This is a genomic window from Haloplanus sp. GCM10025708, assembly GCF_042663985.1.
Classification (GTDB): domain Archaea; phylum Halobacteriota; class Halobacteria; order Halobacteriales; family Haloferacaceae; genus Salinirarus; species Salinirarus marinus.
On the sequence record NZ_JBHSZA010000003.1, the window covers coordinates 272,372 to 297,528 of the forward strand.

General features: G+C 59.2%; 25 protein-coding genes and 6 pseudogenes. 16 read left to right on the forward strand and 15 right to left on the reverse strand.

All coding sequences use genetic code 11. The annotated features are described in order from the left end of the window. Positions 1 to 129: 129 nt before the first annotated feature. The 10 genes and pseudogenes from ACFQJD_RS02030 to ACFQJD_RS02075 all read left to right on the forward strand — a co-directional run bounded on the left by ACFQJD_RS02030 (position 130) and on the right by ACFQJD_RS02075 (position 7,057). Positions 130 to 719 (forward strand): annotated as a pseudogene (locus ACFQJD_RS02030) (AsnC family transcriptional regulator). 161 nt (positions 720 to 880) lie between these two features. Then, positions 881 to 3,484, forward strand: coding sequence for a heavy metal translocating P-type ATPase (locus ACFQJD_RS02035; protein WP_379795797.1), 2,604 nt, complete (start codon positions 881 to 883; stop codon positions 3,482 to 3,484). A 40-nt stretch (positions 3,485 to 3,524) separates the two neighbouring features. Beyond that, positions 3,525 to 3,728, forward strand: coding sequence for a DUF7123 family protein (locus tag ACFQJD_RS02040; RefSeq protein WP_379795798.1), 204 nt, complete (start codon positions 3,525 to 3,527; stop codon positions 3,726 to 3,728). Then, a complete protein-coding gene (locus tag ACFQJD_RS02045; RefSeq protein ID WP_379795800.1) occupies positions 3,725 to 4,078 on the forward strand; it encodes a hypothetical protein in 354 nt (117 codons plus the stop codon). Before ACFQJD_RS02040 ends, ACFQJD_RS02045 begins: the two co-directional genes overlap by 4 nt. Continuing rightward, a complete protein-coding gene (locus ACFQJD_RS02050; RefSeq protein ID WP_379795802.1) occupies positions 4,044 to 4,196 on the forward strand; it encodes a DUF63 family protein in 153 nt (50 codons plus the stop codon). The genes ACFQJD_RS02045 and ACFQJD_RS02050 overlap by 35 nt, the downstream gene beginning before the upstream one ends. Before the next feature lie 85 nt (positions 4,197 to 4,281). Beyond that, the gene (locus ACFQJD_RS02055) at positions 4,282 to 4,674 is read left to right on the forward strand and encodes a DUF63 family protein (protein ID WP_379795804.1); all 393 of its coding nucleotides are present in this window, start codon (positions 4,282 to 4,284) and stop codon (positions 4,672 to 4,674) included. A 2-nt stretch (positions 4,675 to 4,676) separates the two neighbouring features. Then, positions 4,677 to 5,135 carry a hypothetical protein gene (locus tag ACFQJD_RS02060; protein WP_379795806.1) on the forward strand — a complete coding sequence of 153 codons (459 nt, stop codon included), beginning with the start codon at positions 4,677 to 4,679 and terminating at the stop codon, positions 5,133 to 5,135. 13 nt (positions 5,136 to 5,148) lie between these two features. Then, positions 5,149 to 5,802 carry a DUF1405 domain-containing protein gene (locus tag ACFQJD_RS02065; RefSeq protein WP_379795808.1) on the forward strand — a complete coding sequence of 218 codons (654 nt, stop codon included), beginning with the start codon at positions 5,149 to 5,151 and terminating at the stop codon, positions 5,800 to 5,802. Between the two features lie 162 nt (positions 5,803 to 5,964). Then, entirely contained in the window at positions 5,965 to 6,273 is a 309-nt protein-coding gene (locus ACFQJD_RS02070) for a plastocyanin/azurin family copper-binding protein (RefSeq protein ID WP_379795810.1), read from the forward strand. A gap of 82 nt (positions 6,274 to 6,355) precedes the next feature. After that, positions 6,356 to 7,057: a DUF7546 family protein gene (locus tag ACFQJD_RS02075; RefSeq protein ID WP_379795812.1), complete on the forward strand. Its 702-nt coding sequence runs from the start codon at positions 6,356 to 6,358 to the stop codon at positions 7,055 to 7,057. Here the strand turns inward: ACFQJD_RS02075 and ACFQJD_RS02080 are convergent. The 8 genes and pseudogenes from ACFQJD_RS02080 to ACFQJD_RS02115 form a co-directional block, all read right to left on the reverse strand. Next, positions 6,950 to 9,387 (reverse strand): annotated as a pseudogene (locus ACFQJD_RS02080) (heme o synthase). The gene ACFQJD_RS02075 and the pseudogene ACFQJD_RS02080 sit on opposite strands and share 108 nt — an antisense overlap. Continuing rightward, entirely contained in the window at positions 9,365 to 9,952 is a 588-nt protein-coding gene (locus ACFQJD_RS02085) for a hypothetical protein (protein ID WP_379795814.1), read from the reverse strand. Before ACFQJD_RS02085 ends, ACFQJD_RS02080 begins: the two are co-directional and overlap by 23 nt. Positions 9,953 to 10,040: 88 nt before the next feature. Then, the gene (locus ACFQJD_RS02090; protein ID WP_379795816.1) at positions 10,041 to 10,271 is read right to left on the reverse strand and encodes a hypothetical protein; all 231 of its coding nucleotides are present in this window, start codon (positions 10,269 to 10,271) and stop codon (positions 10,041 to 10,043) included. Next, positions 10,264 to 12,006, reverse strand: coding sequence for a cytochrome c oxidase subunit I (locus ACFQJD_RS02095; protein WP_379795818.1), 1,743 nt, complete (start codon positions 12,004 to 12,006; stop codon positions 10,264 to 10,266). The genes ACFQJD_RS02090 and ACFQJD_RS02095 overlap by 8 nt, the downstream gene beginning before the upstream one ends. Beyond that, positions 12,006 to 12,293, reverse strand: coding sequence for a plastocyanin/azurin family copper-binding protein (locus ACFQJD_RS02100; RefSeq protein ID WP_379795820.1), 288 nt, complete (start codon positions 12,291 to 12,293; stop codon positions 12,006 to 12,008). Before ACFQJD_RS02100 ends, ACFQJD_RS02095 begins: the two co-directional genes overlap by 1 nt. Before the next feature lie 385 nt (positions 12,294 to 12,678). Further along, a pseudogene (locus ACFQJD_RS02105) lies at positions 12,679 to 12,801 on the reverse strand (twin-arginine translocation signal domain-containing protein); the annotation flags it as partial. 96 nt (positions 12,802 to 12,897) lie between these two features. Next, complete coding sequence (locus ACFQJD_RS02110; RefSeq protein WP_379795822.1) at positions 12,898 to 13,488, reverse strand: ArsR family transcriptional regulator; 591 nt, start codon at positions 13,486 to 13,488, stop codon at positions 12,898 to 12,900. Positions 13,489 to 13,490: 2 nt separating this feature from the next. Further along, complete coding sequence (locus tag ACFQJD_RS02115) at positions 13,491 to 13,793, reverse strand: hypothetical protein (RefSeq protein ID WP_379795824.1); 303 nt, start codon at positions 13,791 to 13,793, stop codon at positions 13,491 to 13,493. 51 nt (positions 13,794 to 13,844) lie between these two features. Between ACFQJD_RS02115 and ACFQJD_RS02120 the strand changes: the two genes are divergently transcribed. Further along, positions 13,845 to 14,423: a hypothetical protein gene (locus tag ACFQJD_RS02120; protein ID WP_379795826.1), complete on the forward strand. Its 579-nt coding sequence runs from the start codon at positions 13,845 to 13,847 to the stop codon at positions 14,421 to 14,423. A 39-nt stretch (positions 14,424 to 14,462) separates the two neighbouring features. Here the strand turns inward: ACFQJD_RS02120 and ACFQJD_RS02125 are convergent, their stop codons facing one another. Beyond that, positions 14,463 to 14,969 (reverse strand): metal-dependent hydrolase, encoded by a 507-nt coding sequence (locus tag ACFQJD_RS02125; RefSeq protein ID WP_379795828.1) that lies wholly within the window; start codon positions 14,967 to 14,969, stop codon positions 14,463 to 14,465. A gap of 949 nt (positions 14,970 to 15,918) precedes the next feature. Between ACFQJD_RS02125 and ACFQJD_RS02130 the strand changes: the two genes are divergently transcribed. Further along, a complete protein-coding gene (locus ACFQJD_RS02130; RefSeq protein WP_379795830.1) occupies positions 15,919 to 17,253 on the forward strand; it encodes a permease in 1,335 nt (444 codons plus the stop codon). Between the two features lie 386 nt (positions 17,254 to 17,639). Here ACFQJD_RS02130 and ACFQJD_RS02135 read toward each other — a convergent pair. From ACFQJD_RS02135 to ACFQJD_RS02150, 4 genes and pseudogenes are all read right to left on the reverse strand, one after another. Further along, positions 17,640 to 18,770, reverse strand: a pseudogene (locus ACFQJD_RS02135) (aconitase family protein); the annotation flags it as partial. A gap of 212 nt (positions 18,771 to 18,982) precedes the next feature. Further along, complete coding sequence (locus ACFQJD_RS02140) at positions 18,983 to 19,432, reverse strand: hypothetical protein (protein WP_379795832.1); 450 nt, start codon at positions 19,430 to 19,432, stop codon at positions 18,983 to 18,985. 157 nt (positions 19,433 to 19,589) lie between these two features. Beyond that, entirely contained in the window at positions 19,590 to 19,937 is a 348-nt protein-coding gene (locus ACFQJD_RS02145) for an SHOCT domain-containing protein (protein WP_379795834.1), read from the reverse strand. A 1-nt stretch (position 19,938) separates the two neighbouring features. Next, complete coding sequence (locus tag ACFQJD_RS02150) at positions 19,939 to 20,343, reverse strand: DUF302 domain-containing protein (RefSeq protein WP_379795836.1); 405 nt, start codon at positions 20,341 to 20,343, stop codon at positions 19,939 to 19,941. Positions 20,344 to 20,540: 197 nt separating this feature from the next. On the opposite strand from ACFQJD_RS02150, the gene ACFQJD_RS02155 reads away from it, so the two are divergent. Further along, positions 20,541 to 20,687: a hypothetical protein gene (locus ACFQJD_RS02155; protein ID WP_379795838.1), complete on the forward strand. Its 147-nt coding sequence runs from the start codon at positions 20,541 to 20,543 to the stop codon at positions 20,685 to 20,687. A gap of 96 nt (positions 20,688 to 20,783) precedes the next feature. On the opposite strand, the gene ACFQJD_RS02160 is transcribed toward ACFQJD_RS02155, so the two are convergent. Continuing rightward, complete coding sequence (locus ACFQJD_RS02160) at positions 20,784 to 21,047, reverse strand: hypothetical protein (protein ID WP_379795840.1); 264 nt, start codon at positions 21,045 to 21,047, stop codon at positions 20,784 to 20,786. A gap of 355 nt (positions 21,048 to 21,402) precedes the next feature. On the opposite strand from ACFQJD_RS02160, the pseudogene ACFQJD_RS02165 reads away from it, so the two are divergent. The 3 genes and pseudogenes from ACFQJD_RS02165 to ACFQJD_RS02175 all read left to right on the forward strand — a co-directional run bounded on the left by ACFQJD_RS02165 (position 21,403) and on the right by ACFQJD_RS02175 (position 24,229). After that, a pseudogene (locus tag ACFQJD_RS02165) lies at positions 21,403 to 22,805 on the forward strand (permease). 132 nt (positions 22,806 to 22,937) lie between these two features. Further along, positions 22,938 to 23,530, forward strand: a pseudogene (locus tag ACFQJD_RS02170) (helix-turn-helix transcriptional regulator). A 342-nt stretch (positions 23,531 to 23,872) separates the two neighbouring features. Beyond that, on the forward strand, positions 23,873 to 24,229 hold the full coding sequence (locus ACFQJD_RS02175; protein WP_379795355.1) for a four-helix bundle copper-binding protein: 357 nt from the start codon (positions 23,873 to 23,875) through the stop codon (positions 24,227 to 24,229). Between the two features lie 107 nt (positions 24,230 to 24,336). Here the strand turns inward: ACFQJD_RS02175 and ACFQJD_RS02180 are convergent, their stop codons facing one another. Then, positions 24,337 to 25,095: a sulfite exporter TauE/SafE family protein gene (locus ACFQJD_RS02180; protein ID WP_379795357.1), complete on the reverse strand. Its 759-nt coding sequence runs from the start codon at positions 25,093 to 25,095 to the stop codon at positions 24,337 to 24,339. Between the last annotated feature and the right edge of the window lie 62 nt (positions 25,096 to 25,157).

Here is a 25,157-nt window from a genome sequence, read left to right on the forward strand (position 1 = left end):
GAATACATACGAGAGGGACATCTTTGTCAGTTTCTGCTTCGAATCCAAAGTCTACCTGGGTGAAGAAAATGGCACTCGAAATCTCACGCTGGGAAACAGTATTGTGATACGGGGGTTCTATGCGTAGATATGCGTGAGTTAGACGAGACAGACATGGAGATTCTCTCGTTATTGGCAGCGGACGCACGGCGCTCGTTCAGTAGCATCGGTGAGAAAGTGGATCTCTCAGGGCCAGCCGTCTCGGATCGCGTGAAACGGCTGAGGAAGCCGACATTATCAACGGCTTCACCATCGACGTGAACCGCGCACAGCTGCGAGCTGGTGTCCCGGTGTTCGTCCAGCTCGAAAACGATACATCTGCCATCGAGCCACTTCGAAGCCGACTCCAGGATGCGGAGGGTATCGAACACCTCTTCGTCACTGCCGAGGGGAAAATCTGGTTCTACGGCCGTGCGGAGGGGCAGAACGTTCGACGGTGGATTGATAGCCTCCTCGAAGATGCGCCGTCGACGGACTACTCGGTGACGCTCGTCGATGACCTCGAATGGACGCCCTCACTCGACGGCACTGAGTTCGCAATCACATGTGCCGAGTGTGGGAATACGGTCGATAGCGAGGGTGAATCCGTTCGAATCGACGATGATGTCTATCACTTCTGTTGTCCGTCGTGCCGTAGTCGCTTCGAAGACCAGTATCAGCGTCTCGAAGAAGGGGCCTAAGCTGTAGTCGTGGTTTCCGCTCCGAGTCGATGGGGTCGACATTGGCATGCTTCGGCGGTGGAAGGGGAGTAGACCTTTGAATCTAAATTCTACACCAATCTAAAGCCCTAGTCTCGGAACAGTAACTGCACTAAGGAAGGACCACGTAGTATAGGACAAGAATGGGAACGCGAACTGCACATCTCGACATCACAGGGATGACCTGTGCTAACTGCTCGGCGACAGTTGGCGACGCGCTCGAGTCCCTCGACGGCGTCGTCGAGGCGAACGCGAACTTCGCCACTGACGAGGGCTCCGTCGAGTACGACCCTGACGAGGTATCGCTCGAAGAGATATTCGAGGCCATCGAAGATGCCGGGTACGGTGCGGTGTCTGACACCGTGACCATCGGCATCTCCGATATGACCTGTGCCAACTGTGTACAGACCAATGAGACTGCCCAAAACACACCAGGTGTCATCGCGGCCGAGGCGAACTTCGCCACCGACGAAGCCCAAGTCCGGTACAACCCCGCGGACACATCGCTGGATGCGCTCTACGATGCCATCGAGAGTGCAGGCTACTCGCCCGTCCGAGAGGACGGCGACGACGGCGACTCCGGTGAGGACGCGCGCGACGCCGCGCGACAGGCTGAGATCCGCAAACAGCTTCGACTGACCCTGTTTGGTGCGGTACTCGCCGCTCCGCTTCTCTTCTTCTTGCTTGAGAAGTACCTCCTCGGCGGCGGGGTCGTCCCGGAGACGGTCTTCGGTGTCGAGTTCGGCTGGGTCGAGTTCTTGCTGGCGACGCCCGTTCAGCTGGTGCTCGGCTGGCCGTTCTACAAGAACTCGTACAATGCGCTGGTGAACAACAAGCGCGCCAACATGGACGTGCTGATCGCGCTGGGCTCGACCACCGCGTACGTCTACTCCGTCGCCGTCCTCTCCGGGCTCATCGCGGGCGGTCTGTACTTCGACACGGCCGCGCTCATCCTCGTGTTCATCACGCTCGGGAACTACCTCGAAGCCCGCTCGAAGGGCCAGGCCGGCGAAGCACTCCGCAAACTGCTGGAGATGGAGGCCGAGACGGCCACCGTCGTCGACGAGGACGGCAACGAGGAGGAGATTCCGCTGGAAGACGTCGAGGTCGGCGACCGGATGAAGGTCCGACCCGGCGAGAAGATTCCGACCGATAGTGTCGTTGTCGACGGTCAGTCGGCGGTCGACGAGTCGATGGTCACCGGCGAATCCGTCCCTGTCGAAAAAAGCGAGGGCGACGAGGTCGTCGGCTCGACCATCAACGAGAACGGCGTGCTCGTCGTCGAGGCGACGAAGGTCGGCGAGGACACGGCACTCCAGCAGATCGTGCAGACGGTCAAAGAGGCGCAGTCCCGCCAGCCCGACATCCAGAATCTCGCTGACCGCATCTCCGCGTACTTCGTGCCTGCGGTCATCGGGAACGCAGTCTTCTGGGGGCTGGTGTGGTTCCTGTTCCCCGAGGTGCTCGCTGGCTTCGTCGAGTGGCTCCCGCTGTGGGGCCTCGTCGCCGGCGGGCCAGCCGTCGCCGGTGGGGCCGTCTCCGTCTTCGAGTTCGCAGTTATCGTCTTCGCCTCCGCCGTCCTCATCGCCTGTCCCTGCGCGCTGGGGCTGGCGACGCCCGCCGCGACGATGGTTGGGACAACTATCGGTGCGCAGAACGGCGTCCTGTTCAAAGGCGGTGACATCCTCGAACGCGCCAAGGACGTCGACACAGTCGTCTTCGACAAGACTGGGACGCTCACGAAAGGCGAGATGGAACTGACCGACGTCGTCGTTCTCGACGGTGACGGACAGCCTCTCACGGATGGCGGCGACACCGCTGCCGATGGCGGCCGACTGAGCGCTCGCGAACGCCTCGGTGAGGAGGACGTCTTGCGGCTCGCGGCCACGGCCGAACATGCGAGCGAACACCCGCTCGCCCGGGCCATCGTCGACGGCGCCGAAGAGCGGGGGATCGACGTGACCGACCCGGACGACTTCGAGAACGTCCCCGGCCACGGCATTCAAGCGACCGTCGGTGACAGCGAGGTCTTGGTCGGGAATCGGAAGCTCCTCCGTGACAACGGGATCGACCCGTCGCCCGCGCAGGACACGATGGAGCGCCTCGAGAACGAGGGGAAGACGGCCATGCTCGTCGCCTACGAGGGCGAACTTGTGGGTGTGGTCGCGGACGCCGACACGATCAAAGAGAGCGCGAAAGACGCGGTGAGTCAGCTCCAGGAGCGCGGCGTCGACGTGATGATGATCACCGGCGACAACGAGCGTACCGCCCGCGCCGTCGCCGAACAGGTCGGCATCGACCCCGAGAACGTCCGCGCGGAGGTCCTCCCGGAGGACAAGTCCGACGCCGTCGAGTCCATCCAGGACGAGGGGCGGCAGGCGATGATGGTCGGTGACGGCGTCAACGACGCGCCCGCGCTCGCCGTCGCGTATGTTGGAACGGCCATCGGCTCGGGAACTGACGTCGCCATCGAGGCCGCGGACGTCACGCTGATGCGCGACGACCCGGTCGACGTTGTGAAAGCGATCCGCATCTCTGACGCGACGCTCCAGAAGATCAAACAGAACCTCGTGTGGGCACTCGGGTACAACACCGCGATGATCCCGCTCGCGTCCCTCGGTCTCCTGCAACCCGTGCTGGCAGCCGGCGCGATGGCGTTCTCCAGCGTGTCGGTACTGTCGAACAGCCTGCTGTTCCGGCGGTACACCCCAGATCACGACTACAAACTGCTCGGGAAACTCCGCTGAACACCACTGTCCTCGACTCATGTCATCTATTTCCCGCCGCATGGTACACGCGTATCTCGTCGAGAAGGCCGATACTGAGCCCACGTACCTTCGGGCTCGGGATATCGCCAGCGACCTCGATGGGTCACCGAAAGCCGTCGCACAGTATCTGAGCCAGCTCCAAGACGACCTCACCGACGTGTCGCTCGAACAGTGGGGGCGCTCGAAAAGCACCACGTGGCGAGTCGAGGTGAGCGAATCGTGAGTACCGTTGCGCGGCGGGTCGAAACCGTCCTCCCCGACACCGGAACCCAAGAATGGTGGGCGCTGTATCTGCTTGTCCCGGTCGTCCTCGTCGGTGCCGCACTCCTCGCGTTCCCGTCGCTTGTCTACGACCGGTTCGTCTGGCAGTATCTCTGGGGTCCGGTCGTCGCCGACGCTGCCGGCCAGCCAGTCACACACGAGGGAATACAGGCCGTCCGCGGATACAACACCGTGAACACGGTGACCTATCTCGCGGCCGTCGTGTACAGTCTCCCAGGACTCCGGGCATATCTCGACTACCTCGATGTCACGTTCGATGCGCGCCCTCGAAGATATCGGACTGCTCGGTGACTACGCTGTGTGGTTCATCACGCCGTCGATATACTTCGTCGTCACCGCCGTCACCGTCCTCGCGCTCGGCGTCGGTGCCTCGCGCGCGACCGGAATATCGGATCCATCCCGTCAATAGTCGGTCTCGTTGGATCGGTCTGGGCTGTCGGTGCCGTCGGATGGGCGCTCTGGCACGGACTCTCGACATCGGGCCCACTCCGACTGTGGGTGCCAGTCACGACGACTGGGATTGCCATCGGCGTGACCGGGCTCTACTACTGGGGGCGAGCCTCGTCGACGTCGCACACCTCCGCCACCCGCTGTTTCTGTTGGCCGTCTTCGGGCAGATGTGGGACGCGGCACAGAATCTCATCGGTGTGACGTTCCTCGGCTACTCCCCGAAGCTGGTCATCACGAATCTCGTGTATCAGGCGACTGGATTCTCGGGATCGACATTCGTCCTCAAACTCCTCGTAACCGGCGGTATCGTGTGGTACCTCGCGGACGCGAAAGACGAGATGAACCACACTTGGTGGTGGCTCATGACGTTCTTCATCGGAGCAATCGGACTCCCGATGGGCGTCCGTGGATCGCTTCGAATGATGCTCGGGGTCTAACAATGGATACGATGAACACGAGCGATACGACACGGCAGTACGGCGCGGCAATCGCACTTGTCTCAGGAGTTTACTCGCTGCTCTCGGCGACAACCGGCAGCGGGATGATGAGCTCTAACAGCGGGCTCCTTATGGCGCTCCTCGGCGTCATCGTGATCGTCCACGGAGTTGCTCTGCTCACGCCCTACTCGAGTCGGCTCGGGAACGCGAGTGGACCGCTAATGATCGGGTATTCGCTGGTGATGTTGCTCAATCAGGCACTCGTCGGCGTTACTGGGAGTATGAACTGGGAGATGGGCAGTGGAATGGAATCCGGTATGAACGGCGGGATGAGCGGCGGCATGGGTTCGTCAATGACCGCTGGAATGGGCTGGGACCTCGGGATGGTCGCGCTCGCAGTCCTGATGTTACTCAGTGGGGTTATTATGACGAACCGGCGAACCGACAGTTCTGGGATGTAATTCAGCGAGACGAATGCCTTCCACACCTACAGCGACCACGGATCGTCTGCCTAACTACCTTGCCCCACTCCCCCGGCAGCTGGAGAATCTTGCACTCCGATATGCGTGGCTCATTGTCATAATAAACCTCGCGGGGACCGCGTTCGGGTTCTGGTACTACCGCTTCCAGCTTGCTCAAACCTCGCTCGTGATGTGGCCGTTTGTCCCTGACAGCCCCGCCGCGACGCTGTTCGTCGCGCTCAGTCTCGCGGCGTGGAAACTCGACTATGACATTGAGTGGATCCAGATGCTTGCCTTTTTCGGGAACATCAAACTCGGGCTCTGGACGCCGTTCGTCCAGCTGTTTCTCAACGGGCCGGGCGGCATCGCACCCTGGCTCTACTGGTTCCTGGTCGTGAGTTATCTCGCGATGAGTCTGCAGTCGTTCCTGATCTATCGCTATGCCGAGTTCTCAGTCAGTGCGGTCGCCGTCGCCACCGTCTGGTACGGGCTTAACGACATCGTGGATTACTTTGCGCCGCTCGTTGGGGAGTTCCATCACACGTTCCTGCGGGCCGAACTCGTCAACGGAATCCTTGATCACTCGGGGCAAGCCCACGACTTCGCAGCGGCCGCGGCAGTGACGCTGACGCTTGCCGCGACGTTTCTGGCACTGCGACGCGAATAAAGAAACTCGAACCAAGCGGTGATCCCTCCAAACGAGGGCTGGACTAATGAATTGCTGCTCACGACGAACGGTGCTTCGTCGGAGCGGGAGTGTACTAACCGCCGGGATATCCGGAATTGCTGGCTGCCTCGGAGGGGAGGCCCGTCGGAGCCAATAGTCACGATGACGAGTGACCTTCGGTTCGATCCTGTTGAGATCACAATCGAACCCGGCCAGCAAGTTACCTGGGAGAACAAGAGTCCTGCTCCCCATACGGCATCAGCATACGATGAGTCGCTTCCAGAGGAGGCGGCGTATTTCGCCAGCGGTGGCTACGAATCCGAACGGGCTGTCCGACAGAGCACGTCGTCGAGAGGATTTCTCGAACGCGGTGAGACATATAGCCACACGTTCGATATTACAGGAACGTACCGATATTTTTGCTTGCCCCACGAGGAGAACAGGATGATTGGTCGTGTCGTCGTGGAATGATCAAAATCGGGTAGGCGAGACAAATGGGCGAACAACGCTTAATGAGTACGGTGTATGATATACAGTACCGAAAGCTGAACTGATGAGTACAGCAACGGAGTATCTGGACGATATCCGTGTTCGTTTTGGCATCGAGAGTAGCGATATCGTCCGCTGGGGGGCGGTCTTGGGGGTCGAGTTCGCGGTGGTCTGGGGATATTTCCTCGTTACACAAACGTCCGTGACTGAACCGAGGTATGTGGTATATCCGTTCATCTGGATCAATCTCGGGGCACTCGCAATTTCCCGGACGCGACCATCCGCTCGTCGATTCGGTGTACGCGCTTCGGCGGCGGCCATAACGGGAGTATATCTGTTCGTACTGCTGACGCTCGGTGGGTTACTTCAGCTCGGATTTTTCCAACCCCTCGGTTCCGGGGCGGAGTTTCGTATTTCCTGGGTCACTCCTGGCTGGGGGCCAATCATCGTATTCAGAAATACGTTGGTACAGACGGTCATCGTCCCGTTCAAACTCGTGGGGTACCTTTCGATTGCGTACCTCCTGTACGCTCGGCTACTCGACGCGACGAAGGGCGCCCTCTCCGGGGTGTTCGGACTCGTTTCATGCGTCGGCTGTTCCTTCTCGCTACTCGTGCCGTTACTCGGCGCCTCCACATTCAGCACGATTGCGTGGCTCTCATGGGACCTCTCGACGCTCGTATTCGTGGCGACAGTCGGGATGCTGTACTGGAGCGACGAACTCGGAGCGAGGTTCACCCGCTGGGTGTACGTCGGCGACGGGTGACTGTTGCGGGCGACGAATCGGGACACCGCCTGTAATGCTCACACGAAGATGGAGTCTACTACGATGGCCACTGGAGCATACCAAGATACGCGTTCGCGGAGACAAACGCGTTCCTGCTGCTCGATCGGTTTTGCGACGACAGAGTCGGACGACGAACCAGAGGAAGACGGCGCCGGCGACGACGGCGCTCACGGCGAACAGCCAGTCAAGGGCCGTCAACGCACCCAGGAACGCGACCGCAACCATCGTCGCCGCGAGGTACAGCACAATATGTCGCCGGGTTGTCTCCTCGCCCCGCACGACGGGCAACATCGGGAACCCGGCAGTTGCGTATTCCTCCTTGTACATAAGTGCGAGATTGTAGAAGTGAGCGGGCGTCCACAAGAAGATGACCACGCTCAACAGGAGAATATCGAACCCAATCGACCCTCTGACGGCACTCCACCCGATGAGCGCGGGAAACGCCCCGACTGCGCCGCCGATGACGATGTTCTGGGTGGTGTTCGGTTTCAACAGGATGGTGTAGCCAACGCTGTAGGATAGGATTGCCAGCAGACCGAGCAGCGCTGCGAGGAGATTGACGCGGGCTGCAAACACCCCCAGCGAGGCGAACGCGAGTACAATCCCGAAAGCCGTCGCACGCCGGACCGAGACCCGCTGTTCCACGAGGGGCGGTCCGCCGTCCGATTCATCTGCTCGTCGACATCGCGTTCGAGGACGTTGTTGAACACACCGCTCGCACCGACCGCCAGCACACCACCGAGGAGCGTCCACGCGATGCGATCTATCGGAACGGTGCGTCCCCCGGCCAGTAGCATCGCCGCGAGTGCAACGAGACAAAGCAGCCACATCAGCCGGGGCTTGGTCATCCGGAGATACTCCCACGAACGTTCCGGAAACAGCGAACGAACGCCCATCCGCGTCGACTTACTCGAAGCGCTCGGCCCGCGAGCGGATCCCGGTTCGGCCGCGGAGATGGATCGATTGTCACCAGCCATCTCCGCTTCGACACCGTCATGACGGTCGAACACGCCGGCGTTCGGAACATCGGACTCGTCCGAGACGTCGGTTAACTGCCGTGCCAGCGCGACCGTCAATGCGCCGAAGATGGCCACGGCAACAACCAGATGTGCCCCGCTGACCGAAACCGACGTGTCTGCTCCTACAGCCAGTGCCCCGACCGCGACCTGAACCGGGTAGAGTGTGACGGCAGCGATGATGGGACGGCGCACTCCCTTGGCGACGCTGTCGCCACGGACATGCCACGTAAGCCAAAGCAGACCGAGGCCGACGATCAGTGCGAGCACCCGGTGGGAGAGAACAACAATTACGAGCGCGGATATTCCCTCTCCGGAGGTCAGCCCATTACAGGCAGGCCAGGTCGGACACGCGGCAGACGCCCCCGTCACGGCAGTCGTCGCCCCAGCCAACATAAGTGCGTAGACGCCGAGCACGAGCGTGAACAGGGCGTCGGTCGTACGCCGGTCGACAGAATCGGTGTGGGCTGCCATAGGCTCACCCCGGGAAGTAGACGAAGGCAGAATGAGAATGGAAACGAAGGTTAGGAAGTGCCAATACGCCTCCGTCGTCTTGACCATAAGGTGACGGTTCGAACTGAAGTGATTCCGCCCCCACGCCCTGTAGGCGATAATGCCACTCAACACCAGGCCTGCTAAGAGGTGAGCCGCATGTGTTCCTGTCAGCACGTAGTAGGCAGCTGGATACGGACCCTGAGAGGGAACTGCGCCGCCAGCAGCCAGATTTATCCAGTCAAGCGCGAACACCACGAGATACGCCACACCGAACACCATCGAGAGCGCGAGTCCCCAGTTGAATGGCGTCCGCTCATCCCGTGCGATAGCGTAGCGGCCGTAGCCAAGAGCGACGCTGGCCGCGAGTAGCAGGACCGTCATCACGATTCCAAGCATCAGATCTGGTCCCGGCATTCCCTCGGGTGGGAACGGCCCACGCGTCGCCTTGAGGTAAAACCAGACGACGAACAGTGAGGCAAAGATTATCAACTCGCCGAGGATGACCAGCAACATCGAGATGTAGCCGGACTTGAATCCGAGCAGCTGACGTTTTTGCGCCGGAACAATACCCGTCTCAAACTCCTCGATCGTGTATTCCTTCGTCCAACCCCACATCCCGTATATCAGGACTGGAATCCCGATGGCCAGTGCCACGGTGAACATCGAGAGCCCGAGCCCCGTGAAGAACATCCCCAGGGCGACGAACAGCGGGTACTTGCTACCGTGGGGGAAGCCCTCGGCACCCTCCCCTCGGCGAACCGGTTCACCGGGTCGATCAGACATTTCTTCGTTTGACATGGTTAGTGGCCTCCTTCTTCTTCCTCACCGTGGCCGCCTTCGCTGCCTCGAAACTCTCCGGAACTGTCCCACCGTTGGCCTCCACCCACGTCCGGTAGTCCTCTGGCGAGACGATGAACACCTGTGAGACCATCTGCGAATGGCCCTTTCCACAGAGTTCGGCACACGTGACCTGGTATGTATCGGCGGGAATTTCAGTTCCATTTACCGTGATGGTCCGTTCTCCCTCAACCTCTTCAACGGAGAACCACGCCGAGTTGACTTGTCCCGGCATGGCGTCTTTCTTCACGCCGAGTTCCTGAATTGCGAAGGAGTGAATCACGTCGGCTGACGTGATTCTGAACTTAATCACGGTGTCCGCAGGCAGGACGACGTGATTCCCCTGCGTGAACGGGACGCCAGCAACGTCGTACCGGAAGAACCACTGTCCTGCGGTGATGTCCATCTCGAGGACGCGGTCCGTTCCGGCCTGTGCGGTCGGGTCGGCGGCTTGGTCGGTCTGTGCGAGCGCGCTTGCTCCCATGAAGACGGTCATCAGTACCAAGAAGGCGATGCCAGACTCCACACGCTGAACGTGTAGCGACCACTGCCGGGACGGAGTTTCGCCGCCGTTTCACGGCGTGGAGCGGCGTATCGATAGACGAACCAACCAGTCACAGCGACGAACCCCCGCCACCAACCATCGCGATGACGGACATCGTCACGCGGAAGTTGTGGATGACGCCGATGGGCTGGCCGTTGACGACTTCTTCGAGTGTCACGACCCCGAAGTCGTAGAAGAACAGCCCGAGACCGAACGCGATGACGAGCGCCCAGAATGCTCCCGACAGCACTCCGAACGAACTGTCGTCGGGGACAGTGACGTCGTCGTCCGCGTCACTCATCGTCGTCACCCCCGGCATCGACGCCAGCACCACCGTCGGAGAGAACCGCCCCCGAATCGTCGTCGAGATCGACGTCGACGTCGTCGGCAGGGATCTCGTCGTAGACGTTCTCCGGCGTCGGCGCGTGGTGCGGGAAGCCGTCCCACTCGGGAGAGGGCATATTCTGCCCGGAGAGGACGTCCTCCCAGGGGTTGTCGACTCGCTCTCCGTATCTGAGGCTCCAGAGCATATTGATGAAGAACACGAGTTGCCCGGAGGCGACGAAGAACGCCGCTCCGGTAGTCAGAACGTGCCAGAACTGGAGCTCCGGCATATAGGTGTACGTCGCGTACCGCCGCATCATTCCGAGTTCGCCCAGTCGGGCCATCAGGAAGAACAAGAGCGGAAGCCCGGCCAGCGTTGTCACCGCGTGATACTTGCCGGCGAGGGAACTGTACATCCGCCCCGTGATGAGCGGATACCAGTAGTAGACTCCCGCAAGGAGGCCCATCACGCCGACCATAAAGAGGGTGAAGTGGAAGTGTCCGACAACGAAGTACGTCGAGTGGAGCATCTGGTCGAGTGCCGGTTGGCCCAACTGGAGTCCTTCCATCCCGGAATAGACGAGCCCGACCAGGAGCCCGATGGAGAACAGCATCGGCGTCGTGAGATGGACGCGTCCCTTGTACATCGTCGCGAGAGCGCTGAATAGATAAAGGCTGAACGTGAGGGCGATGACCATCGAGAACACCATGAAGGCGTACCGAGAGGCCCCCAGTCCGGTGGTGAACATATGATGGGCCCACACACCCGCGGAGAACAGCGACAGCGTCGCGAAGCTGACGATGACCCACTTGTTCCCGAAGATGGGCCGCTCGCTGAACCGGCCGATGATCTCCATTGCGATTCCCATCCCGGGAATGACAAGGATGTACACCTCTGGATGGCCGAACGTCCACCAGATCCACTGGTAGAGTAACGGCGCGCCGCCGGTTCGAGCGTTGTAAAACGTCATCTCGAACGCTCGTTCGAGGAAATTCAGATTGAGGGCGGTGACGACCCAAGGGAACGTGTAGAACCCGAGTGCGGGCGTAATGATACCGATCGCCCAGCAGGCTATCGGGATATCGAACCACCCGAGGTCCGGTCGCCGCTCGTTCACCACAGTGACAAAGAAGTTGATGCCGCCAGGGATCGAGCCGCCGCCCAGAAGCAACGTGAGCCCGACGATCTCCGCGTCGATACCCGAGGAGTTGAACATCGTCGTGAGTGGCGGATACTGGAACCAACCACCGTTTGCTGGGAGTCCCGTAAGCCCCAAGGCGTTCGTGAACAGTGGGAGCCAGAGGAGGAGTCCGCCAGCAGTGATCGACCACGCGCCGAGCGCGTTCCACCGGGGATAGGCCATCTCCTCGGCCCCAACCCAGTGGGGGATCAGGTAGTTCTGAAACGCTCCCGTCAGCGGTGGGATAACGAAAAAGACCATCGTCAACCCGTGGAGCGTGAGGAGACTATTGTAGCCCGCAGAGTTGAGAATCGCGTTGGCGGGAGACAGTGCCAGCTCCGTCCGGAAGACCAGGGCCGCCAGCCCGCCGACCGCGAAAAAGAACAGCGCGTTCCAGAGGTAGATAATACCGATGACTTCGTGATCGGTCGTGTAGAGCCAGTACCGCCAACCGGACGGACCGTGATCGTCGTCGTGATCGCTCTGTACGGTGTCACCGTTATCCGACACATCCGTGTTGTGCTCTGTCATCAGTGTCCACCTCCACCTTCCTCACCGTGACGTACCATCGTTCGCAGGTCGCCCTCGATCTTCTCTTTGATTACAGGACCGTTGACCGGATCTGCCTCGACGATTGGTGAGAGATCGGCGGTCATACCAGGTGACCACCCATCGCCCTGGTTCTCCTCCCAAAGGTCGCCGACGACGACTGCGCCGGCCATCCCGCTGACGCCGTAGTGCGGTTGACAGAGGTAGAAATACACGCCTCGCTCCTCGAACGTGTGTGTACGGTCCATACCGGACGAGTTCGGTTTCACCGACCGCGTCGAACTCGCTGTCGTGGCTGCCCGGGAGCAGCCCCGAATCGAAGTGACTGGCGCCCTCGGGGATCAACCGTGGATAGCCGGTCATCAGGTCAGGTGTGATCGCCGTTGCGGAGTGCGTTCGCCGCTCCGAGATCCCTTCTGCAGTATGCGCCCACCGAACCGTCGTCCCGGGTTCGACCCAGACCACGTGTGGCATAAAGTGGTAGTTGTTCGTGCCGTCGTCGTAGGCGATCATCGCAACGTCCACGAATCCGTCATCGTTCGGCTCAGCGGGATACTCGTCCATTGCCGGCGAGCCTGCCATCGCGTGGAACCCCATCTCCATCATCGGCTGCATATTCGCGCCGATCGAGCCTTCAGTCATCTGCGACTGGAGACACCCCGTGAGGGACACCGTGCCTAACGCCCCTGCTGCGCCGACTCGTCGCAGGAAGCGACGCCGGCTGGTCTCCTCAGCCACTCCAACCACCCCTGTGTTGTGCTGGCATAGACCACCCACTCTCGTATAGAGTAATATAATCTAATGATCTTTTATTCGATACTACCGCCCAATATGGCTCCACATTAATTCGTGTGGAGCGTACCCGTCTGTCGATTACGTATCCTGCTGGAAAATATCAGATATATTTTCTTTCTTTCGGGTGAAGGATTCGTATGTGCCTCCGTGCAGATACTGTTCCCCCTGTGGCGTGAGTTTATATTGTCCACGGTCGACCCGCGAGACGAATCCGTGGTTCTCCAGCGTCCGAAGCCGACGGTTGACCTCGTCACGACTCCGCTGGATATTTTGTGAGATGATTGATGGGGAGAGTATAAGTTGTGTTGAGTGGAATACCTGCAGGATCTCGTCGTCCATCGGCGTCATCCACTCTTCCGACGGCCGAGCCGACGGTGGATCACGGAAGAGGAGGACATCCCATTGATTGGTTCGCAACTCGTTGTGGAGGGGGTTATATAATCCCCAGATGATCAGCAGTCCAGCCAAAATGTGGATTATGTGAGTTAGATGCGGTGCGACTGCGTTGACGATGGGCGAGACGGAAATATAGAGGAGCAGGCCGGAAAGCATTACGATGACGAACCGCTGGTGCTGGTGGACGAAATCCTGTTCCGAGAGCAAATACACTAAGCCAGCTCCCGCGGTGACGCCAGTGACGATGTTGTAGAGGCCCAGTATATCAATCACGTTCACTTCCCCTCCATTGTGGTCCGGAGACGGTTCCGGTGACGAATCATCAGTCCGACGAAGATCACGACGACGGTATTCAGAAGCGCCTGGTACGACCGAAACTCGGCGGGTCGTGGTTCCACGCTCAATAAAAAGACGTGATGTAGGGTAAATATCGAAAACGCGACGACAACACCGATAATTGCTGTTCCAAATGTGGACTCGCGGAAGATGTCCCACGTGAGGATGGCCATCGTCCCGGCAACTGATCCGACGATCAGAGCGAACAGTGCAGTCGTGACGTATCCGAACTCCCCGAACATACCTCGTTCTTTCCGAAGAAACTATATGTATGTTTGGGGATGTCTAACACTATGGGCTCAACGATACGCCCACACGCTACCGCAGGTAGCGTTTTCACTCGGCTATTCTGGCGTGCGGCCTGGCACCCGCTGGCGACGATCGGCGGTATCTGGCTTGTTGGCTTCGCCCTGGGGAATGCGTTCATGATACCCGGCTCGTTCGTTCTTGGGCGAGACGGTCTCGGTACTGCGACACTATTTTCGGTCGGAGGGGCACTAATTGGATTGCTCACGTGGGGAGCGTCGGTCGGATACGTCAACCACTCCACGGAAGGAATTGAGTCGCGGTTCGAGCAGGCCTGTCGGGAAGCCTTCGACCTTGACGATGGCGAACCGACCCACGTGACCGGTATCGAATCGCGGACCGGTCTCACACCGGCGGATACCTACCGGTTTACCAGCATTCGATTCGACGGAGAGACTATGGAACTGTTCAGGGCGGAGTTCGACACGGAAGCATACTCGATGAGTACGTATCCATCGGTCTATATTCCGTCCGACCGATTCGATGACATCGAGAACGAAGTCGAGACGCTTTCGCTCAAGATCGACAATATGCTCTGGACCGTTCCACGCTCACGCACAGCGTGACGACGGATGGAAGCATACGACACGGATAAGAACGCCGGCTCATTCGGTGAATGTGTCCGGTTTGCCATCTCCGAACCAGAGCGCAACTGCGAGCAATGTGACAATAGTCTGGCCGACGACGTACGGGGTGAGTCTAACCAGCGCGAGCAGATCTCCGGGACCACTGATGTGGTGGTAGTCAGTGAGAATCGGCCACATAAGAAAAGCGACCGGTTCCTCGGGGATGAAGATAGGATCTATGAGATCCGTGACCAGATGGGAGGCGTATCCGAGGGCGTACGCTGTCCCAATATCCGACGAATCCATTCGTCTGGTAGCGTAGAGAACGGCGGAGACGACAATTACAGCGGTGAAGATCGAGTGAGTAACTGACCGACTCGGCAGGGACGTGAATACGAATGAGAGTGGTTTGTCCACGAGGTCCGGTAGTAAGGCCCCAACGACGAGCGCGATGACAATGCTGTCATCTGGTCGACGATCTGAGCGGCCGAAAGGAATGCCCCGATAAACGAGGTACGCGACTGCGGCGTGGACCCAGAAGAGCACGCTTCACAATACTTCCGTGGCTATTTAATGGTTCAAGTACCCCGCTATCGTTCTTTTTCGACCTACCTAACGATACCAAATGGACCGTCCCAGTTCTCGGTCGCCACGTTACACCGCTGGTCGTTCGGAATCCAAATCGACACGACACGGGACAGGAATCGCACGAAACGAGGCTCAGGTTCGAAAGAGCGAGTAGAACCACGCTTCGGTATCCGGGTGGAGACCATCTTGAACGCTGTGGACCGCTGCAGCGACCGATACCGCAAAGACAGCGTGAATCATATGCGTCGGAACCCAGTCAACCAATACTGCACTCGCTCCAACCACTGCAGCACAGAGTGCCCCGAAGCCGATTCTGAAAAGGAACGGCCGCTGAATCACCAATACGACGTCTCGGTAGAGGAGTACGTAACAACAGATCGCAAGCCCACCAGCGACGAGTATCGAGAGACTCGAAAGCAGGAGTAGAGTCATTGCGGTTCGCCCCCTGAATATTCGAGTCGGGGATGTGTGTAGCCGAACGCACCGATTACAATACCCACTCCGAGAAGGGCCCCTGTTTCAACCGTGGCAAGTAGGTTATGTGGAAGCGACGTGAGCATCCCAATGTGAGCGAGCCCAAATAGGAGGCCAATGAGGGGGAAGCTAACGAGGAGTCGACCATATCTCCCCTTGTACCGGTGCCAGATAGCAGGCGTTTTGATCGCTGTGTATGCGGTGCTCACGAGTATAATACTCGTCAATAGGACCTCGCTGAGGGAAGTGAGCATATGACAAGCCACTCCAGCCAGCTACAAATCCGTTATCCCTTGCCGGACGCCCGTCTTTTGGGTTCCAAAGCTACAATCGGATATAACAGCCCTAACCAAAAGAATGGTCTTTATCAATAGCGACAGTGGAAGCCAAAACTGCATTAGGAATAGGAACCGTATAATGTAGTAGCAAGAAGATGGACAAATCAGATTACGCGATCCTCTCGGTTATCGGCATAGTCACCGTCCTCATAGGTGTCGTAACGACTAACCAACCACTCGGGCGATTCTTCGTGGAGAGCACACGACAGGCCGCGACGACGACCATCGCGATGGCGTGGATTACTTGGTGGGCGCTCGTGGTCGGATTCGCCATCGCAGGTGGCGTCGAGGCGTGGGTCTCGACTCAACAAATTTCGGAGCTACTCGAAGGCCACGGCCCACGAGAGATTGGACTCGCCACGTTCTTCGGGTTCGTCTCCTCGTCGTGTTCGTACTCGGCCATCGCCACCGGGAAAAACCTCTATAAGAAGGGCGCGTCCGCTGCGGCGGCATTAGCAGCGTTCCAGTTCGCCTCGACGAATCTCGTCATCGAAATCGGTATCGTCATCTGGCTGCTGCTCGGCTGGGAATTCCTGCTCGCCGACGTGATCGGTGGCCTGCTCCTCATCGGCCTGATGTCGGTCGGCTTCGTCTACCTCGTACCCGACGAGATTCTCGACGAAGCACGCAAGAACGTCACCGATGAGGAGGGTATTACCGTACAGGATCCCGTCTGTGGGATGGAGGTCGATCCCGAGGAGACCGACCACTCCATCGAGCACGATGGGCAGACGTACTACTTCTGTTCGCGATCCTGCAAGGACAGCTTCGACCCGGAGGAAGCGAATACTTCGATTCGGGAGAAAGCGACGTCCTGGTCGGGGTGGAAGGGGCTCGCTGACAAGCAGTGGAAGGAGTGGGCGATGCTCTGGGATGAAATCGCTATCGGCTTCATCTTCGCTGGTCTTATCGCGGGCTTCATCCCTGAGTCCGTCTGGACGAGCGTCTTCTCCGGCGCCGTGTTCGGTTTGCCGGTGTACGTCCTCTGGACGGCCGCGCTCGGTGCGATCATCGGCGTCGTCACCTTCGTTTGCTCGGTCGGCAACGTCCCGTTCGGGACCGTCCTCTGGACCCGCGGGCTCCCCTTCGGGTCAGTTCTCTCGTACATCTTCGCGGATCTCATCGTCCCACCCATCATGAAGGCCTACGATGAGTACTATGGGACGACGTTCGCGGCGGTACTCAGCCTGATGATCTTCATCAGCGCCGTTATCGTCGGGTTCATAGTTCACTTCCTGTTCCTGGGGTTGGGCCTCATCCCGTCGCGGGCCTCTGCCCAAATCGCCGAGGTATCCATCGAGCTCAACTACAAGCTGGTGTTGAACGTCCTCTCGACCACGTTCTTTGTGTTCCTCTACTGGCTCCACAAACAGGAGTCGGTGGCTGGCGGGGAACGCGGTGACGAGGGACATGCAGCAATGACGGACTGATAACGAGTGAGAGACTCAACGTGTTTCACCCGCCGGAGGTCGGTACAACCGACGATTCGATGACTTTCCCACGGCTGCGAATAGATCACCCCCACATACACTTTCCCGGCGGAAATACTCCGAAGGTGCCCGTTCGCCGGCTCTGAATCGCAACCCGACTCGTCGATGTTCGGATTGTCGAAACGCCACGCGATGCATTCGAACAGACGGTTTCCACTGTCCGTACCGGGGTCAGGGTTTATGTGAGTCGGTGAGACGTAGGTCTGTCCCGACATCCCTAGTGTCGAGGCCGGCTACGTCACGTATCTCCGCAGACATAAGGACAGAACTCCCCCGCACTCCGGGTCGGTCTGGTTCCGTTCAAGCGGAGACTGTGGAGCTGTGTCCTACTCTTGCGTAAGTAACCGTCGAAGAACGAGGTGAAGGATGCCCCCGTTCTCGACGTATCGAACGGCTGCAGGCGTCCCGACCTGCGCAGTAACGGGGAATTCAACGGTCGATCCGTCGTCTCGTTCGGCAACCGCCGTGAGTTCCTCGTTCACGTTGAGACCGTCGTCAAGCCCGTGAATCGCGATCCGTTCAGAACCGTCGAGGCCGAGCGACTCCCAGGAGTCGCCGTCGGCGAACTGGAGTGGGAGGACACCCATGCCGACGAGGTTGTCACGGAAGATACGCTCGTAGCTCTCAGCAATGGTTGCCCGAACCCCCAGGAGGTCAGTCCCTTTTGCGGCCCAGTCGCGGCTCGACCCGGTGCCGAGTTCCTCGCCGGCGAACACGACCAGTGGCGTGTCGTCCTCGCGATAGCGGCGGCTCGCCTCGAAGACAGTGGTCTGCTGGTCTGTAGGCTGGTGAATCGTGTAGCCGCCCTCGACGTCGTCGAGCATCTCGTTCTCGATGCGGACGTTGGCGAAGGTGCCGCGCATCATCACCTCGTGGTTGCCCCGTCGAGCGCCGTACGTGTTGAACTCGTGGGGCTCGACGCCCTGTTCGACGAGCCACTCACCAGCAGGTTGCTCACGAGAGAACGGGCCCGCTGGGCTGATGTGGTCAGTCGTGACCGTATCACCGAGCAGCATCAACGTGCGAGCGTCCTGAATGTCTGCGACGCCGGGCTCGTCCAGCGGGAAGTCCTCGAAGAAGGGCGGCTCGCGGATGTACGTCGAAGAGTCGTCCCACTCGTAGACGTCGCCGGTTGGCGCGTCGAGCGCGTCCCAGCGCTCGTCACCTTCGAACACTTCGGCGTACTTCTCCTCGAACATCGAGGAATCGACACTGTCGTGGACTGCCGTGTGGATCTCGTCGGCGTCGGGCCAGATGTCCGAGAGATAGACCGGGTTGCCGTCGTCGTCAGTGCCGAGTGGATCGTGTTCGAGATCGATATCCATGCGCCCGGCGAGACCGTAGGCGACCACCAGCGGCGGACTGGCGAGGTAGTTCGCCCGGATCTTCGGGTGGATGCGTGCCTCGAAGTTCCGGTTGCCAGAGAGGACACTCGTCGTCCAGAGATCCTCGGCGTCGTGACGTGTGTTGGCTGTACCGTTCCAGTCTTCGTCCCGCTTGTCGGCCTCCTCGGCGGGCCAGCAGCGAGTCTCACCACGACAGCCTACGAGTGGTCCTATGATCTCGGCACTCTCTTTTTCATCCTCACGCTTGGTTTGCTCTACTGAAGTCATCGTCGGAACCATTGAGGAATGGTACCTCTCTTACGTTAGACACTCTCAATAGTCGGTTACTCGACGACGAACGCCCCGTCGAGATACATGTATTCGTGGCCGTATCCACAGTCTCTGTGACAGATCGGCGTGTAGTCACCACGCTCGGACGCGGAGAGTCGTGCCGTCGTCGTCGACGTCGCGTCGGCCGGGAGCGGGATGGGATGAAGCATCATGCCGCCCTCGCCCATGTGGCCCATATTCCGCTCCGACGGCATGACGGCGAGACTGTGATCCGGAGCATTTTCGTTTGCCTCGTCGAGTACGTCGTGAAAGTCGCCGTTCGGTGGCGGTGGAATGCGTTCTTCGTTTCGCTCTTCGAGCGTTTCGTGATCGGGAATCGCCTCTCGGACGGCAGACGGCAGTTTCTCCAGGGCAGTCTCCGCGCTCGTGTTGAACGCGACGATCTCGACGGAGTCTCCACGATCGAAGACGATGCGATCGTGTTCGGTTCCGGTGTCGTCCAACAGAATGAACCCCAGTGATAGGATCCGACATACACCGTGGTATCGAATGCTCTCCGACCACCGGAGAGCCCGTTAGACACACATCCGGAAAGCGCGGCGACCGCACCCCCAGCGACGGACAGGAATCCACGACGAGGTAGGGATGCCATTGCAGTGATCACTCGTCCGTTTTGAGCGTGTGTCGTCGGTTTTCAAACTCCTCGTCCGAAAGATCGCCACGAGCGTAGGCCACTCGAAGCTCCTCAAGCGCCTCGTCTTGGGACTCCTGGTGACCGATGAGTCGGCGAGCGAGTAGATAGCCGCCGCCGAGAAGAACGATCAAGAACGCGAACTGAAGGACAACGCCGACGATGCTGTACCCGCCGTCGCTGTAGGGGCCGCTCATCATCCCGCCGTATCCCATCATCCCCATTCCGCCAAAACCCATCATCAGGAGCGGCCAGAGGAGGAGGATACCGAGAACGACGAGTATGACTGTCGTGAGGTCACTCCGAGCCTCCGACATTTCAGTCCACCTCGGTTTCGTCGACGGCAGCCAGAACACGTTCGAATCGCTCGGTGACCTCGGTCGCAATGGAGTCAAGCGCGTCGTTATCCGCGATTCCGACCAGCTGTTCGGGGTCAACCGCACTCACCACGATATCGCCGTTATCATCCTCGTAGACGATGACGTTACAGGGCAAGAGCGCACCGAGTTCGGTTTCCGCATTCAACCCTTCGTATGCCAGCGGGGGATTGCACGCACCGAGGATGCGATACTGGCGGAATTCTTCGCCGAGTTTCTCCTTGAGTGTCGCCTGAATGTCAATGTCACAGAGGACCCCGAATCCCTCATCTTTGAGTGCAGCGTTCGTTGCGTTGACGACATCGTCGAACTCACCAGCAATTGTGATCTGTATTGTGTATTCCATGAAAACTTATACTCCAGTAACGGGGTTAATAGTTTGGTCCCGCCGCGACAGCCGTCGGACGGGAGTAGTTTTGAACGATACTTCCTCTATTTCGTTCATTTGGACTATTCAAGCTGTTTTCGTCGTCGTTCGAACTCCTCATCGGAGAGTTCACTGCGGGCATAGTACGCCGTTCCCATCCAGACTGCCACGTTGGGATGGTCGATCTACTGGAATCGGCCGTGCAGGTCGGCGTACGTCCCGGCGACCTCTTCGGCTTGGTGAAACGTTGTGCCCTCTTGGGGACGGTTGTCGAGGGTATCGTATTCGAGTCAATAGTGTTCTCGGGGTTCGACGCCGTCTAATGGATTAAGTCGGTTACATACTCCCAGATCTCCTCAGACGATGCGTCGATGACGATTTCGGCTTTGTCGGTGACGTACATGGATTAACTCCCTGATTTATGACGCGAAGGCGTTGTACAGCCACGCGAAGGCGTACACGAAGACGAAGCTGATCACCACTGCCTCGACCATGCCCGCCACGGTCCCGACGGCGGTCGGTTCGAAGAACAGGTGCCACTGCTCCATCGCTTCGACTGCGCCCTCGTAGACGCCGATCGCTCCGAACACGCCCAGCAGGAGCATCGCGATGGCAGAGACGACTGCTGCTGCGCCCGCCAGTGCCAACGAATCGAGATGCATCACGTTGGTCGTGGAGTTCATTTCGTGCGCGTCTTGGTTTGTGGTAGTGGTGCTCATGACTAGAGATACGCTCTACTCCTTCAATCGGGTTTCTCTTACAATTCGAAAGGGGAGTATCCTTGTTAACACGGAGCAAGAATATCGTGGGGAACCAGCGGTACAACCCCCATATCTGTGTGGCCGGTCCGTCGGAAAACCAAGAAGCAACCTCCGACTGGAATCAGTAACACGCAAAAACTGATGTGCGCGAACGCAGTCCTCGAACGGTTGACCACAGCTGATAGCAAGAATCACCTTTGAATGCAAGATTTACCCCGCCCACTGCCCCGGTTTCTTAAGAACAAATTACAAAACTAATGGCTGGGATAGTCTAGATATGCAAGCCGTCCTTGTCGACGGAATCCTCGAGTCGTTACGGATCGGCGTCGGCTTCCTCTGGACGGCGGCATGGGCGATCATCATGGGGCTCGTCATCACGAGCCTCGTCCAGGTCTACGTCTCGAAAGAGCGAATGGCCAACGTACTCGGAGAGGGAGACCTGGGCAGTCTCGCGAAGGCAACCGTATTCGGCGCGGCAAGTAGTGGTTGTAGCTTCGGCGCGGTCGCCATTGGGAAGGGGCTATTCAAGAAGGGTGCGCACGCGGTGAACTTCCTCGCGTTCATGTTCGCCTCGACGAACCTCATCGTCGAACTCGGCCTGATGATCCTGATCCTCCTCGGCTGGGAATTTCTGGTTGCCGAACTCCTCGGTGGTGTCATTCTCATCGCTGTAATGGCGGTCCTCGTCCATCTGACGCTCCCCGAGAACCTGTTCGAGCAAGTCCGGCAGGAACTGAATCAACGCGACCACGACCAAGGGATCACTGAGGACCCAACGTGCGGGATGGAAGGCAAAGACGAGTACTCGCTGGTAACTGACGGAGGCGAGACGCTGAAGTTCTGTTCGGAAGGTTGCATGGAGACGTACCAGCAGGAAGCCGCAAGTAGCGGCGGGTGGCGCGACGAACTCCTCTCGTGGGGCGGGTGGTACAAAGTCGGGAATCAGTATCGCAAGGAGTGGTCGATGATCTGGACGGACATCATCGCGGGCTTTCTCATTTCGGGGTTCGTCATCGTCTTCGTCCCACAGTGGGTTTGGAACACGCTCTTCCTCCAGGGCGATGGATTGGTGGTGAGCGCAGAGAACGCCATCATGGGTGTCGCGATCGCCGTGCTCAGTTTCGTCGGCAGCATGGGCAACGTCCCGTTCGCCGTCGCGCTCTGGGGTGGTGGGGTCAGTTTCGCCGGCGTCATCGCATTCGTCTACGCCGATCTCATCACCATCCCTGTCCTGAACGTCTACCGGAAGTACTACGGCTGGAAGGTGATGCTGTACATCCTCGGCATCTTCTTCGTGACGATGGCGTTCACGGGCTTCCTCATGGAGGAACTGTTCAGCGTTCTCGGTATCGTCCCGAATCTCGCCGGGGGCAGACGGCGTCCGAACAGACGTACTTCGAACTTAACTACACGTTCTACCTCAACATCCTCGCATTCGCGCTCTCTGGCTTTCTCCTCTACGTCTACCGACGCGGACTCGGTGCACCGGGCCAGTACCGCGACCCCGTCTGTGGGATGCGAACCGACGATAGGGGGCCGAGTCTCACTCACGACGGCGAGACGTACTACTTCTGTTCGGATCAATGCAAGCGATCGTTCGAGAAGCGCCCCTCCGAATTTGCACAGCAACACCCACACGTCTCAGAGACGGGGTCTTCCCAGAGCCATGAAGATCACTGACCGCTATGTCTCGATCCCAAGTATCGCGGCTAGGCAGGCCCGGGTATTGCGTTGGCCAATCAAAACAGGTACAGCATGGTCTCGCAAACTCTTATGCATGAGCAGGTATCTCGGCGGATCGAGGTGGGGAACATGAATCGACGGCGAGCGGATACAGTAGTCGGTGGCTTGGTCGCTGTCGTCCTCATCGTCGGTGGTGTGCTCAGCTGGCAAGCATATCAGCAACAGCAGGCCTTCGACCAGATGGGATCGATGATGGGCACGTCGATGGGGTCCGTTCACGGAACGAATCCACTCTGGTACGTCCTCGGAACCTTCCTCGTCTCGGCTATCATCGGTGGGGGTATCTCGTGATTCGGGATGAGGTCACAAGTATAGACGTAAACGACCGCCCACAGAATGAGACGGCGAATCCGACCGATCCAGAGAGTGCCGAATCGCCAGAGGTAGCTCTCCAATCGAATGGATCCATCAGTCCGGAGTCTCAGCCACAGGCTCGTGTGTTAGACCTCCTGCCGGATGATGAACGCCGTATCCTCGAACCAGTCATCGCCTCACCTGGCATCACACAGATCGAACTCAGGGATCGCTCGGACTTCTCGAAGAGCAAAGTAAGTCAGACGGTGAGCGCTCTCGAGAAGCGCGGCCTCCTGTACCGCGAGCGCCAAGGGCGGACGTATCGCATCTATCCGAGCGACGACTTAGAACAGAAACAGGCGAACTAGCAATCGCTACTGCAGATCCAGAACTGTTCGGAACCGTGGTCGTGGGTGCTTGCACCCGAGACAAGCGACATTCGTGTATCACCGTCTTCACTAGAGAGCCGATCCTCGGCTCCCAGAAAAGGAGAGCTATGACCCCCACAACGCTCTCCCGCCACCGTATACTGGGATCGAGTTCCATCGCGCCCGTTGGCTTCTCAGGCTGTCCGAGCCCAGGCCATCAGAACCTCGCGTTCCCGCGCGGTGTGCCCACACTCTTCGACGGCTACTGGCGACCAGATATGGTATGGCCCCGCAAGGGCAAGCAGGCCGATGAACTAGAAGGGCCTCGTACGGTGACGTACAATGTCACTTGCAGAAACAGTCTCCAAGATCGATCACCTGAGCGAGGAAGAGCGCGAGTGCATCGAGATCTGCAATGAAGCCACTGAGGTCTGTGAGTGGTGTGCCGACGAGTGCCTCGGCGACGAGGAGATGGAAGAGTGTGCTCGGCTCTGTCGCGATGTCGCGGATATCGCGTCGCTGCATGCCCGATTCATGGCTCGCAACTCCAACTACAGCGCGCAATTGGCTGAAGCCTGCGCCGGCGTCTGCGAGGAGTGTGCCGAAGAATGTGAGCGTCACGATGCCCAGCACTGCCAGGTCTGTGCCGAGGTCCTCAAGGAATGCGCCGAGAGCTGTCGGAACATGATGAGCGCCTGACCGACGCACGAATAGCACGCGAATCAGCACTGTTGCGATGATGTTTTTTGCGACAACCAGTGTAGCGGGGGTACCGGAATCCTCGTACAGAGAGCAGCTGAATGCGGTTAGAGCTCCGGAACTGCCGTATATAGGAGGACGACCGCGTTCACGGTCAGTAGCCCCAGTACGACCCACTGGAAGATGCGTTCGGGGATGTTGTCGAAGATGTACACGCCGATCCAAGAGCCGACGAACACCATCGGAATGGCGACGGCAGCCTCGATCATCAGCGGCATCGTCACGTCTCCTGTGTAGGTGAGACTCCCGAGGCGATACAGCATGAGCGTTCCGAAGAAGGCGGTGAACGTGGCCTTCATCTCCTCGTCGCTCCAGAACCCGCTCGCCGACATGAAGGCCCCGTAGACGATCATCGGCGGGCCGGGAACGGCGACGGCGCCGCCGAAGACTCCGGCGAGCAGCCCGGCCGTCGCGCCAATTATCTTCCCCGGTCGGTAGTCCTTCTCCTCGATCCAGTCCGTAACGACATCGAGTTGCTGGGTCGCGCCGACGACGATAACCGCTAACACGAGAACCCCTCCGATAGCGACGCGCATCTGTGCCGCGTCGAACCCACTGAACACGTAGATACCGAGCGGCATCCCGACGACGAGCCCAGCGACAGGGACGATCCACTTCTCCCAGTCGAACGCGTCCCGGACGCTCCACCAGACGCGGGCGTTGGCCACCACCGCCGTCGCCGTGAAGATGATCGACGCGCTCGAGGGCGACCGAAACAGCGGCATGATGCCCATCGACACCTGCGCGAAGCCGAACCCGGCAATACCGTGAACGGCGGCCGCGAAGAGGATGACGACTGCAGACATCCCCGTCGTTACCCAGTTAGTCGTCATCGATACCGCCTCCACGAACGAGGCAGTGGGCGCAT